General features: G+C 61.4%; 10 protein-coding genes. 4 read left to right on the top strand and 6 right to left on the bottom strand.

The genetic code is table 11. From position 1 onward, the window contains the following. Positions 1-46 precede the first annotated feature (46 nt). Complete coding sequence (gene speA / locus AB5Y99_RS04040; protein ID WP_110302466.1) at positions 47-1,948, bottom strand: biosynthetic arginine decarboxylase; 1,902 nt, start codon at positions 1,946-1,948, stop codon at positions 47-49. Positions 1,949-2,962: 1,014 nt separating this feature from the next. Between speA and pepT the strand changes: the two genes are divergently transcribed. Beyond that, entirely contained in the window at positions 2,963-4,186 is a 1,224-nt protein-coding gene (pepT, locus tag AB5Y99_RS04045; protein WP_368208761.1) for a peptidase T, read from the top strand. 213 nt (positions 4,187-4,399) lie between these two features. Then, positions 4,400-6,109: a lysophospholipid acyltransferase family protein gene (locus AB5Y99_RS04050; protein ID WP_368208763.1), complete on the top strand. Its 1,710-nt coding sequence runs from the start codon at positions 4,400-4,402 to the stop codon at positions 6,107-6,109. A gap of 114 nt (positions 6,110-6,223) precedes the next feature. Here AB5Y99_RS04050 and AB5Y99_RS04055 read toward each other — a convergent pair whose 3' ends face one another. From AB5Y99_RS04055 to AB5Y99_RS04070, 4 genes are all read right to left on the bottom strand, one after another. Then, positions 6,224-6,532, bottom strand: a complete 309-nt coding sequence (locus AB5Y99_RS04055; protein WP_019445942.1) for a SelT/SelW/SelH family protein — start codon at positions 6,530-6,532, stop codon at positions 6,224-6,226. Positions 6,533-6,608: 76 nt separating this feature from the next. Further along, a complete protein-coding gene (locus AB5Y99_RS04060; protein WP_139731826.1) occupies positions 6,609-7,733 on the bottom strand; it encodes an adenosylhomocysteinase in 1,125 nt (374 codons plus the stop codon). Positions 7,734-7,915: 182 nt separating this feature from the next. Further along, positions 7,916-8,653: a hypothetical protein gene (locus AB5Y99_RS04065; RefSeq protein WP_368208765.1), complete on the bottom strand. Its 738-nt coding sequence runs from the start codon at positions 8,651-8,653 to the stop codon at positions 7,916-7,918. Next, positions 8,653-9,213, bottom strand: coding sequence for a YceI family protein (locus tag AB5Y99_RS04070; RefSeq protein ID WP_005334411.1), 561 nt, complete (start codon positions 9,211-9,213; stop codon positions 8,653-8,655). The genes AB5Y99_RS04065 and AB5Y99_RS04070 overlap by 1 nt, the downstream gene beginning before the upstream one ends. 109 nt (positions 9,214-9,322) lie before the next feature. On the opposite strand from AB5Y99_RS04070, the gene AB5Y99_RS04075 reads away from it, so the two are divergent. Then, a complete protein-coding gene (locus AB5Y99_RS04075; RefSeq protein WP_040065176.1) occupies positions 9,323-10,225 on the top strand; it encodes a LysR family transcriptional regulator in 903 nt (300 codons plus the stop codon). Positions 10,226-10,267: 42 nt separating this feature from the next. Here AB5Y99_RS04075 and AB5Y99_RS04080 read toward each other — a convergent pair whose 3' ends face one another. After that, positions 10,268-10,684 carry a hypothetical protein gene (locus tag AB5Y99_RS04080; RefSeq protein WP_076495155.1) on the bottom strand — a complete coding sequence of 139 codons (417 nt, stop codon included), beginning with the start codon at positions 10,682-10,684 and terminating at the stop codon, positions 10,268-10,270. 67 nt (positions 10,685-10,751) lie between these two features. Here AB5Y99_RS04080 and AB5Y99_RS04085 point away from each other — a divergent pair, with 67 nt between their 5' ends. Then, the gene (locus AB5Y99_RS04085) at positions 10,752-12,482 is read left to right on the top strand and encodes a formate--tetrahydrofolate ligase (protein WP_368208768.1); all 1,731 of its coding nucleotides are present in this window, start codon (positions 10,752-10,754) and stop codon (positions 12,480-12,482) included. Positions 12,483-12,524: the final 42 nt, after the last annotated feature.

Consider the following 12,524-nt stretch of genomic DNA (forward strand, 5'->3'; position numbering starts at 1 on the left):
GCCTCCCTTTTTTTATGCCTTCACGGCGAACGTCAAGCGCGGGCGCTTATTCGTCTTCCAGATAGGCGTAGCCTTGCAGGCCCAGCTCCAGCTCGTCGAGCAGGGCTTTGCGAGTGGCATCGTCCAGCGCCGGGTGAGCAGCGATCCGCTGGTAGTTTTCGCGGATCACGGACGGGTCGATGTTGACGTAACGCAGCAGCTGGTCGACGGTGTCGCCGCGCACCACGTTGCGAATGTCCATCTTGCCCTCTTCGTCCAGCCACACTTCCGCGCAGTGGGTGTCACCGAACAGGTTGTGCAGATCGCCGAGGATCTCCTGATAGGCACCGACCAGGAAGAAGCCGACGTGGCACTCTTCGTGCTCGCCGTAGACCGGCATTGGCAGGGTGCTCTCGACCCCCAGACCGTCGACATAGTGCTCGACCTGACCGTCGGAGTCACAGGTGATATCCATCAGGATACCGCGACGGCTAAGCGGACGATCGAGACCAGCCAGCGGCATCACCGGGAATACCTGACCGATACCCCAGGCATCCGGCAGGGACTGGAACAGGGAGAAGTTGGCAAAGCACTTGTCCGCCAGCTTTTCACTCAGCTCGTCAGCCAGCGCACGGTGGTTACGGTTGACCGGGTTGAGCATCTCTTTGAGTGCCAGACAGGTGTTCTGGTGCAGCATCTCGGCCCAGGCACGCTGTTCAAGGTTCAAAAGGCCCATGGTGTACTGGGTATTCACGTCACCCAGATCTGCCACCGAGTCATGGAAGATCTCCAGCAGGGAGGGATCTTCGCTGCGCAGATCCAGCCAGCCTTTCCACATGTTCTGCAGAATGGTCGGTGCATCTTCGTCCGGCGCGCTGATGTCGTTCATCTCCACCCCTTCGGCACCAATGATATTGGTGACCAGCACGGCGTGGTGGGCGGTCAGGGCACGGCCAGACTCGCTGATGATGGTCGGGTGCGGCAGATCGAACTCGCGGCAGACATCGCCGATGCCCCATACCACGTTGTTGGCGTACTCGGAGAGGCTGTAGTTGGCGGAGCAGTGGCTCTGGGAACGGGTTCCCTCGTAGTCCACACCCAGGCCGCCACCGACGTCCACGACTTCGATGTTGGCACCGAGGCGACGCAGTTCGGCGTAGAAACGGCCGCATTCGCGGATGCCGCCCTGAATGTCGCGGATATTGGCGATCTGGGAACCCAGATGGAAGTGCAGCAGTTGCAGGCAATCCAGCTTGCCCAGCCCGCGCAGACGTTCGATCAGCGCCAGGATCTGGGAGGCGGAGAGACCAAATTTGGACATGGAGCCACCGCTCGATTCCCACATGCCGGAGCCGGTGGAAGCGAGCTTGGCACGCACCCCGATGTTGGGCTTGATGTTGAGACGAGCTGACTCGTCCAGCACCATTTCCAGCTCGGAGGGCTTCTCCACCACGATGTAGACCTTGTGGCCCATCAGGTTGCCCAGGAGGGCGTGGCGGATATATTCGCGGTCTTTGTAACCGTTGCAGACGATCACCGAGCCTTGCTCATGGTGATGGGACAGCACGGCCAGCAGTTCCGGTTTGGAACCAGCTTCCAGGCCAAGCCGGGGCTTGTCGCTGTAGGACTGGCTGATGGTCTCGATGACACGACGCTGCTGGTTTACCTTGATCGGGTAAACGCAGAGGTAGTCCCCTTCATAGCCTGACTTCTCGATGGCCTGACCAAAGGCGTTGAACAGCGCATCGACCCGACTCTTGAGAATATCGGGGAAGCGCAGCAACACGGGGGTGGTCAGCCCGGACTGACGCAACTGTTCAATGGCGTCAGAGAGCACGATATGCGCGTCAGGGCGTGATTTGTCGGGGGCGACGGTCACATGACCGGCGTCATTGATATTGAAAAAACCCGCACCCCAGTAGGGAACGTTGTAGACCTTCAAGGAGTCCTTGCTGGACCAGTTAGTCATGGGCTATGCCTCGCAAATGAGCGACCCAAAGTCGCCTTCGTTACCCTCAATCACATCCAGACCATCTAGTGCAGAGTACGGCGAGCGCTGCCATCACGAGACGCAGCCACCCAAACCAACACTTTGCACATCGCGGCAAGCCAGAGGCTGCCTGGTGGATCTTGGGGAAGTAACGAGTCTTGATGTGGGGCTGGTGGCTTTACATCAAGCTCAACGGTATGCGGTGCCACTATGCCGTAGCGCCGCGGTACTTTGATGACAGACGACATCAGCCACGCCGTCAGTTCATCATTCGGCAGCGATCCCGACAGAAGGAGAGGGTTCCAAGGAAGAGAAGCGAAGGCGCCAGCACGCATGCGTGTTGATAGACGACAACAACCACAGCCCACCTCACCGTCAGTGACCGCCCATGACAAGGGAAGATGATGAGCCGCTGGCCCACTCGGTCAAATGAAGGATGAGAGTCTGTTGTTCTCCCTGATACCGGAGCCTAACCGGTATTAAAGAAACCATTCCCCAGCAGTGTCTGTCGTTTCTGCGTGCCTCGCCCTATAGGCGTATGATCGGTCGGGTTTCTGGCGGCTCTGCCTGCTTCAGGGTTGCCCTTGGATCGGCGCGGAGTGTACACACTTACCGCGGGCAGTGACAATAAAAAATAGTGTTCAAAATCCCCTTTTAATAAGTCGATCAAATCTTGCTGGCGGGCAGGCGGGCTCTGGGATGGCGTAGGTTATGCGACAGCCCAGTTTCCTCTTGAAAAGTGTGTGAAAACGCCATGATTGGGCTGACGCCTTGCTGTGCGGTGGCTGAGGGGAATTTGGTCGCCACCGCCAGCGCCTAAATATCGTAATAAATGCCACATTTATGCGATCTCCCTCCCGGACGTTGCCCCGCGAGCCGCACATTCGCCGCTCTTCCCTTGCGTCAAAAAATGGGAAAAACCTGCGCTGACGCAATGAGTGCCCCGCACGGATTGGCCACAATGGCCGCTCACAATCGGTTAGAGGCTGACTAATGGATACCCTGCTTGAGCGTTTTCTGCGTTACGTAACTTTTCATACCCGCTCCGATGAGACCAATCCAGCCTGCCCGAGCAGCGAGGGACAACTGATCTTTGCCCGCGCCCTGCAAGAAGAGATGAAGGCGCTGGGGCTGACCCAGGTCACCCTGGATGAACACGGCTACCTCACCGGCTGCCTGCCGGGCAACCAGCCGGACGCCCCCGCCATCGGCCTGATTGCCCACATGGATACCGCCGACTACGAGGCGGAGCACGTAGTACCGCAAATCATCGAAAACTATCAGGGCGGCGACATCTGCCTTGGCAAGGGTGACGAGGTGCTCGCCATCCGTGACTACCGCTTCCTGAAAAACTATCTGGGTCAGGACCTTATCACTACCGACGGCACCACCTTGCTTGGCGCCGACGACAAGGCGGGTATCGCCGAGATCCTCACTGCCATCGACCACCTGCAGGCCCACCCCGAGATCCCGCGCGGCGATATCTGGGTCGGCTTTACCCCGGATGAAGAGATCGGCCGCGGTGCCAACCTGTTCCCGCTGGAGAGATTCCCGGCCAAGTGGGCCTATACCGTGGATGGCGGCGAACTGGGCGAGCTGGAGTATGAAAATTTCAACGCCGCCAGCGCCACGGTGCGTTTTATCGGCAATAACGTCCACCCCGGCACCGCCAAGGGCAGCATGATCAACAGCCAGACCCTGGCCGCCCGCTTCCACGCCGCCATGCCTGCCGAGCAGACCCCGGAGTGCACCGACGGGTATGAGGGCTTCTTCCATCTGGCCCAGATGAGCGGCACCGTGGAGGAGAGCACCCTCCACTACATCATCCGTGACTTCGACGACGAGCACTTCGCCGCACGCAAAGCCGAGATGCAGAACCGGGTGGCCGCCCTGCAGGCCGAGTATCCCAAGGCCCGCATCGAGCTGACCCTGACCGACAGCTATCGCAACATGCGCAGCCAGATCGAGCCGCACATGCATATCGTCGAGCTGGCCAAGGCCGCCATGGAAGCCGCCGACGTGGTGCCGAAAATCAAGCCCATTCGCGGCGGTACCGATGGCGCCCGCCTCTCCTTTATGGGCCTGCCCTGCCCCAACCTCTTCACCGGTGGCCACAACTTCCACGGCAAGCACGAGTTCATCCCGCTGCAATCCATGGAGAAATCGGTCGCCACCCTGGTGGAGCTGGTGCGCCTCACCGCAGCCTGGCGCGGTTAATCGGGTCACTATCATTACCATGACCACCAAGGGGGGAGCCGGTTTACCGGCTCCCCCCTTGCTATCTGGCCATCACCCATCAACAAAGGGAAACCGGGGGAGGGTCGCTCAGGAGCAACTGGCTGCCGCTGCCATCAAACTGTCATCCCGCTGACATGTCGCCGGAACAGTGTCACATCATGCTGGGAGCAACGGATCGCCGGAGCCCCCCAGATGTTCACTATCGATACCCTGCTGACCCAGCACTTCCCCCGCCTGCTTGGCTACCCCCTGATCACCCCGCTGTTAAAGCGGCTGCTGGGCTGGCTGCTCAACGAACAGGCCTTTGCCGACTTTGCCGCCCGCTACCCGCACCTGCGCGGCCTCGACTTTGTCGAGCAGGCGCTGACCCAGCTCGATTTCGACTATCGGGTCAGCGAGGCGCAACTGGAGCATATCCCCGCCAGCGGCCGGGTCATTCTTGTCGCCAACCACCCCATCGGCTCGCTGGACGGACTGGCGCTGCTACAACTGCTCGGTCGCATCCGCCCCGATGTGAAGATCGTCGCCAACCAGCTGCTGGCCCAGCTCGCGCCGCTGCGCTCTCTGCTATTGCCGGTAGACAATATGGAGGGCAAGACCGATCGACAGGCCATCCTCGCCATGAACGAACACCTCGCCCATGAAGGGGCGCTGGTGATCTTCCCCGCAGGTGAAGTCTCGCGGCTTGGCCTCAAGGGGGTGAAAGATGGCCCCTGGCAGGCAGGCTTTATCAAGCTGGCCAAGCGCACCCGCACCCCGCTGGTGCCCATCCATCTGGGAGGGCGCAACAGCCTCTGGTTCTATCTCGCCTCCTGGCTCAACAAGCCCGCCTCCGCCCTGTTGCTGGTGCGCCAGCTGTTTCGCCAGCAGGGGCAGACCCTGCCGGTGACCATAGGAGCGCGCATTCCACTCGGCAGTTTTCAGGATCTGCCCGCCAAGACGGCGGCGCGGCTGGTGCGCAACCACCTCTACCGGATTGGCCGTGGCAAGGCGGGGCGCCTGCAGACCGAGGCCCCCATCGCCCTGCCGGAGGATCGTCGCCAGCTCAAACAGGCCATCGAAAGCTGCGAACAGCTCGGCACCACCCCGGATGGTCAGGGGATCTACCTCTACCGCCGCCACGAACTGAGCCACTCGGTGATCCTGCGCGAGCTGGGGCGACTGCGGGAGATCGCCTTTCGCGCAGTGGGGGAAGGATCCGGCAAAAGGCGGGATCTCGATGGCTTTGACAACGACTATCACCACCTGATCCTCTGGGATCCGGCCCGACTCGATATTATCGGCGCCTACCGGTTCGCCCCGGTGGCGGAGCTGCTGGCCAGCAAGGGGAAGGATGGCCTCTATAGCCACACCCTGTTCGGCTTTGAGGATAAGCTGCTGCCCCGGCTGGAACAGGCCATCGAGCTTGGCCGCAGCTTTATTCAGCCCGCCTACTGGGGCAAGCGGGGGCTCGATTATCTCTGGTTCGGCATCGGTGCCTATCTGGCCCGCTATCCCCGCTACCGCTACCTGTTTGGCCCGGTGTCGCTCTCCGGCAGCCTACCGCCGGCGGCCAAGGATCTGCTGGTGAGCTTTTACCGCCAGCACTTTGCCCCCGAGCTGGCGCTGGCCCCCTCCCGCCGTCCCTACCCCGAAACGCAGCCTCTGTTCGAAGGGGTGGATTACGGCGCCGACCTCAAAGCGCTCAAGGCCCGCCTCGACAATTTGGGCTGCGCCATCCCTACCCTCTACAAGCAGTATTCCGAGCTGTGCGAGCCGGGCGGAGTGCAGTTCATGGACTTTGGTATCGACCCCGACTTCAACCACTGCATCGACGGGCTGGTGTGGGTCGATGTGAGCCGCATCAAGTCCCACAAGCGGGCCCGCTATATCGGCAGTCATCTGGTCGAGCCGCGCTTATAACCCTGCTGGAGCCAGGCAAACAGCCAAAGGCAAAAAAGGAGAGAGAGGCCATCGCCTCCCTCTCCTTTCGCTCTCATGCTCAGCACCTTTTCGAGGCGCTCGGCCCATCTGACGTTACTCGGCCGCCTTGCGATCCGAGTGGCCGAGATCCCGCTCAGGGGCGATAACATCGCGCACCCGCTGCTTGATCTCCTTGGCCTCGGGGAAGCCGTCATCGACCACTCGATCCCACACCTGCACCCCGCCCACCAGAATGCGGAACTCCCCCTTGCTGGCCGGCACCAGCGCCACCTCCCCCAGATCGCTGTCGAAGGTGGATAGCAGCTCCTGCGCCAGCCAGGCGGCGCGCAGCATCCAGCGACAGAGGGTACAGTAGCGGATTTCGATGCGGGGTTTGCTGATCAGGGTTTCAGACTCGGTCATGAGTGACTCCATAAAAAAGCGACAATGGCGGGAAGTGGCGTACTGCCGCCCAATGGCCGCTCCCGGTTTGGTCAAATCAGTGCTGATCAACCCCATGAAAATCGGCCAGCCAATGGCGGGCAATGGTACGCATCGCCGATTCTGGCAGCTCGAACAGGCCGGGTGCAAGAGGGCCTGCCGCCAGCATCCGGATCCCTTCCATGATCTCCGCCAGCACCAGATAGACATATTCACCAATCACGGCGCCATGGACGAAGTTGACCGCCTCGCCCCGGTTGAGCAGGTAGATCTGGGTACCATCCGGCCGGTTGAGGGCCAGCACATGGGGGCACACCTCTTCGCTCGGCCACGGCAACTGGGCCAGCGAGAAGGCAAACTCGTCGTCGGCCGAGGTGACCGAGGCGACCATGGTGCCGGGGCGCAGCGCCTGCAGATCCACCAAGTCCAGCGAGCCGTTGCCGGTAGAGCAGATCACCAGCTCGGCACGGCTCAAGGCTTCAGCCTTGGTGATCAAGCGAAAACCGTGAGAGAGCGCTTCGACCTGTCGCAGCACATCGGTTTCCACCAGCCCGAGATGGAGGTTGCGACAACGCAGGTCGCGGGCGATGCTGCGCCCCACCTTGCCATAGCCAAACAGCACGGCTTCGCAGACGTTGAAAGTACGGTTGAGATTACGAGCCAGCGACTCCGCGGAGTAGACCACGCTCAAACCAATCTGGATATCCTCGGCCTGCTTGAGGGGGCTGCGCGCCACCGACACCACAGGGGTCGCCAGCACCTCCTGCTCATAGCGTTGATGGCCGTTCTCGGTCATCTCCACCACCCCGAGGAAACGGGGGCCGAAGTATTCACTCAAGATCACCTGGGTTTTGGCAAAGTAACCGCCTATATCGAGGATCAGCAACCGCTCGTGGGGGGCCACCAGCGGCGCAATCTGCTGGATGATGCTGTCGGGTTCATTGGTCCAGCGTCGGTTGAGGGGCAGCACCGGATAGTGCTGGGATACCCACTCCAGGGTCGGACCGTGTACCGATTTCGGTTTGGGCAAAATGGCGCCAATCCGTCCAATCTGACCGAGAGCGTCGATAAAACGGGGGCGATCGGGAAGCAGGTGAGTGACCAGCAGAATGCAGAGACCGTCGATACGTCCCTGTCCGGTGAAATGGCGAAAAAACAGATGCTCAGATCCTTGACTGCGCAACTGTGGCCTCCTTATGTGCCGCAAAGCAGGCAAACAGAACCCGGCGCGGCCGGGTTCTGTGTGTGTCCAAATAAAATGAAAATCCTTTTTATCTGAAACACATATGGGGCTCAATCATTATCTGCCAAGAGTATGAGCGAGTATGCAAAAATGACTGTAATTGCCTGTTTTTCATGCAAAAATCAGTACAAAGAAGCAGCAGGCCACACCCACCACAGGCTGAGCCCGGTTCCCGCCGCTGCGAGCAAGATCAGCCCACCCCAACGCACTGGCAACGGTTTGTCACGCAATGCCCACTCCAGCAGCGGCAGCAACCAGACCGGCAGCAACACCACCAGCGGCACCTCCACATATTGCCAGGCGAGCATCTGGACGAAGGCGAGGGCCAGCGCCAGACCAGCGGGTGCTGCCTTGATGCCAACAAAGGTGGCAAGCAGGGCGCGAAAACCGGCGAAAGCGGCCAGAGCACCGGCCAGCTGGGCAATCAGCAGACTGCCATCGATGCCAATCACCAGCGCCAACCAGATAAAGCCGAGGGCAAACCCGAGCCCTTCGCGGCTATCACCGCGCAGACCGCTCCAACCAAACCAGAGGATGGCGGGCAGTAGCGCCAGCCAGATCCCGAGTTCGCTCGCCAATACCGATGCCAATCCCTGCCACCACACCAGCGCACTGACCACCGCAAAGAGCAGTGGTGAACCGCGCAGATCGTTCACCTGAGCCGCAATGGCGGGCACCAGCAGGGTCAGCGGCAGCCACTGCCACGCCTTGGCCGGAATACCATAGAGACCGCCAAGCAAGGAGCCCACCAGCCAGAGCGCCAGTGCGCCCCAGAGATAGCCCAGCCGTGGCCAGCGCCACGACAGCAAAGCGGCTCCCAGAGGAGCCGCCAGGGTTTGCAGCAGAAGTTCCGCGCCCATTACTTGCGCACGCCTTCGACAAACAGGTTGATGTTCATCTCGTCCGGGATGCCGGGCAGCATGTAGCTCACGCCAAAGTCACTGCGCTTGATGGTGGTGGAGGCGTTGAAACCGCTGCGGTAGCCGCCCCAGGGATCCTTGCCCTCGCCAATTTTGACCAGATCGAAGGCCACTTCCTTGGAGACGCCGTGCAGGGTCAGGGTCCCTTTCAGCACGCCTTTATCCTTGGTGCCCTCGTAAGCGGAGCTGACGAAGGTCATCTTGGGATATTGTTTCACGTCGAGGAAGTCCGGGCTGCGCAGGTGCTTGTCGCGGGCCTCGTGATTGGAGTCGACGCTGGCGGCATCCACTTCAAAGCTCGCCTTGGCGGCCGCCGGGTTGGCGTCATCCATGCTGAAGGTGCCGCTGAAGGTGTTGAAGCGACCCACCAGCTCGGAGAAGCCCAGGTGACCCACCTTGAACTGCACAGTGGTGTGCGCCGCATCCACATCGTAATCCGCCGCCATCAGAGGGGTAGCCATAAACAGGCAGGAGGCCAGCAGAGCCTTGGTCATTTTCATCCGTTCGTTCCTTCATCTTGGGGTTCACATCAGTGGTTAAAATGCTAACCTCGTTCTGAAGATGAATAATCAGTGATTTATTAAATTCATTATTTACTGAGGATGGAAAATGGACCAGATCGCCGCCATGCGTACCTTTATCAAGGTGGTGGAGTGCCAGAGCTTTACCAAGGCCGCCAACCAGCTCGGCATCTCGGTCGCCATGGCCTCCAAACTGATGCAGCAGTTGGAGGAGTCCCTCGCCACCCGGCTGCTGTCGCGCACCACCCGTCAGGTCAATCCCACCGAAGCGGGCCAGTTCTACTACCAGCGCTCCCTCGCCCTGCTGGCGGAGCTGGAAGAGACCCACAGCCAGCTGACTCACCACAACCAGCAGCCGAACGGCACCCTCAAGCTCTCGGTGCCGATGGATTTTGGCTATCTGCACCTCTCACCCGCCCTGCCACTGTTTCGCCAGCGCTTTCCCGATCTCAAGCTCGATATCGAGTACAGCGACCGGCGGGTAGCGCTGGTGGAAGAGGGGTTCGATCTGGCGCTGCGGATCGGCCACCTCAGCGACTCCTCGCTGGTGGCGCGCCAGCTTGCCACCATTCGGGTCGAACTTTGCGCCAGCCCCGCCTATCTGGCGCGCAAGGGCAGACCGGAAAAGCCCGAGGATCTCAAGCAGCACGACTGTCTGATCTACACCCTGACCCAGCCGGAGTGGCACTTCAAACGGGGAAGCGAGCAGCAGAGCATCCGGCCACAGGGGCCGCTGCGGGCCAACAACGGGGTGGCGCTGACCCGCGCCGCTTGTGATGATCAGGGCATCATATTGCAGCCCACCTTTATCGTGGGGGAGGCCCTGCGGTCAGGGCAGCTGGTCAGCCTGCTGCCTGAGTGGGACAAGGGAGAGGTGGGACTTTATGCGGTCTATCCGCACCGCCGCTTCGTCTCGGCCAAGGTGCGCTGCTTTATCGAGTTCGTGCAGGAGCGCTATCTCGCCCCGCAACAGTGGGATGCGCCGACCTGATTGCCAGAGCAGAGGGTACGGCCTGCTGGCCCGGCTTGCAACCTAGCGCTGGCCAGGGGCCGCGGCAGGAACCAGCTTCGCCAGCAGACGCTCCTGCTCGAGGCTTAACTGCCAGCGTGGCAGACGGGTGCGGATCACCGACAACTGCGGCTCACTGAGGGCATAGGGGAGCGCCACTTCAATCTCGGGGCAGTCAAACATGGCGGCCAGCTGCAGGATCAAAATGAGGTTTGCCTCGTCGGTCTTGTGCTTGTTGACCCGTTTGCGGATCTCGTGGCGCAGCTGGGTTTCGGGGTCCTGGGTCATCGCCTGCCAGCCGAAACCGAACAACGGCACCAGCGCGCTGACAATCCCCAGCGCCGTCATCGGCTGCTTGGGGGGATGATAGAGTGCGTTGAGATCCAGCAGAACAGGATTCTGACGAACCTCACCCTCACCAAATAAAATCGTTTTCGTCATTGGATTACCCGTTATATTCCACTAGACTGCGCCGCATATTTTACCCCGATATGCCAACGAGGTGCTGATGCTAAGCGATATCGAGATCTCCCGCCAGTCCCCCCGTCTCTCAATCCACGCGCTGGCCGAACGCCTCGCCATCCCCCAGCACCTGCTCAGCCCCCATGGCCACTACAAAGGCAAGCTCAGCCTCGACCTGCTCAAGTCTCAACCCATACAGAGCGGCAAGCTGGTACTGGTGAGCGCCATCACCCCGACCCCGCTCGGTGAAGGAAAAACGGTGACCACCCTTGGCCTCTCCATGGGGCTCAACCATATCGGCCAGCCCAGCATCGCCACTATCCGCCAGCCGAGCCTCGGCCCGGTATTCGGGGTCAAGGGGGGGGCCGCCGGTGGCGGCCACGCCCAGGTGGTGCCGATGGAGGAGATGAACCTCCACCTTACCGGCGATTTTCACGCTCTGACGGCGGCTCACAATCTGGCGGCAGCAGCCCTCGATGCCCGCCTGTTCCATGAGCGCAAACTCGGCGACCAGTTCAGCGCCAAAACCGGCCTGCCGCGGCTCGATATCGATGCCGATAACATCCTCTGGCCGCGCACCCTCGACATGAATGACCGCGCCCTGCGCCACCTCACGATTGGACAGGGGGGCGCTGCCGATGGTGTGGAGCGCAGCGATCGCTTCGTCATCACCGCCGCCTCCGAGCTGATGGCCATTCTGGCGCTGGCGAGCGATCTGAAAGACCTGCGCCAGCGCATCGGCCGCATCCAGCTGGCCCGCGATATCCACGGCAAGCCCGTTACCGCCGAACAGCTGGAAGTGGCGGGCGCCATGACGGTGCTGCTCAAGGATGCGCTGCAACCGACCCTGATGCAGACCACAGAGCAGACCCCAGTGCTGGTGCACGCCGGCCCCTTTGCCAATATTGCCCACGGCAACTCCTCGGTGATCGCCGATCGCATCGCTCTTGGCCTGACCGACTATGTAGTAACCGAAGCAGGTTTTGGCTCCGACATGGGGCTTGAGAAGTTCTTCAACATCAAGAGCCGCCAATCCGGCATTACCCCCGCCTGCGTGGTGCTGGTGGCCACGGTGCGCGGCCTCAAGGCCAACAGCGGCCTGCTCGATATCCGCCCGGGCCAGCCGCTGCCAGCCAGCCTGCAAGGGGAAGATCTGCCGACCCTCAAGCAGGGCTGCGCCAACCTCGCCTGGCATATCCAGAACGCCCGCCGCTACGGGGTGCCGGTGGTAGTCGCCATCAACCGCTTCCCTACCGACAGCGAGGCCGAACTGGCGCTGCTGGCCCATGAAGCACAGCAAGCCGGTGCCTGTGGCGCAACCATCTCCAACGCCTTCACCCAGGGTGGTGCCGGTGCCAGCGAGCTGGCCCGCACCGTGGTCGCCGCCTGCGAGCAACCCGGCAAGGTGAAACTGCTCTACCCCGACGAGGCGAGCCTCGACGCCAAGCTGGCGACCCTGGTGGAGTGCGGCTACGGCGGCCGCGGAGTGCAGCTCTCCGACAAAGCGCGCCAGCAGCTGGCACAACTCTCCGCCGAAGGGTGGGATCACTTGCCCATCTGCGTAGCCAAGACGCCGCTCTCCATCAGCCATGACCCCGCTCTCAAGGGCGTGCCGACCGATTTCGAGGTGCCCATCGACGAGGTGAAGCTCTGCGCCGGTGCCGGGTTCGTCTATGCGCTGGCGGGCCCTATCATGACCATGCCGGGGCTGGGCAGTCTGCCTGCCTATCGCCATATCGATATCGATGAGAACGGCGAGATAGTCGGCCTGAGCTGAGCCCTTCCACAACCCCAGAAACAACAAGGCCCCGCCAATTGG

The organism is Aeromonas sp. R4-2 (genome assembly GCF_040908295.1).
GTDB lineage: Bacteria > Pseudomonadota > Gammaproteobacteria > Enterobacterales > Aeromonadaceae > Aeromonas > Aeromonas veronii.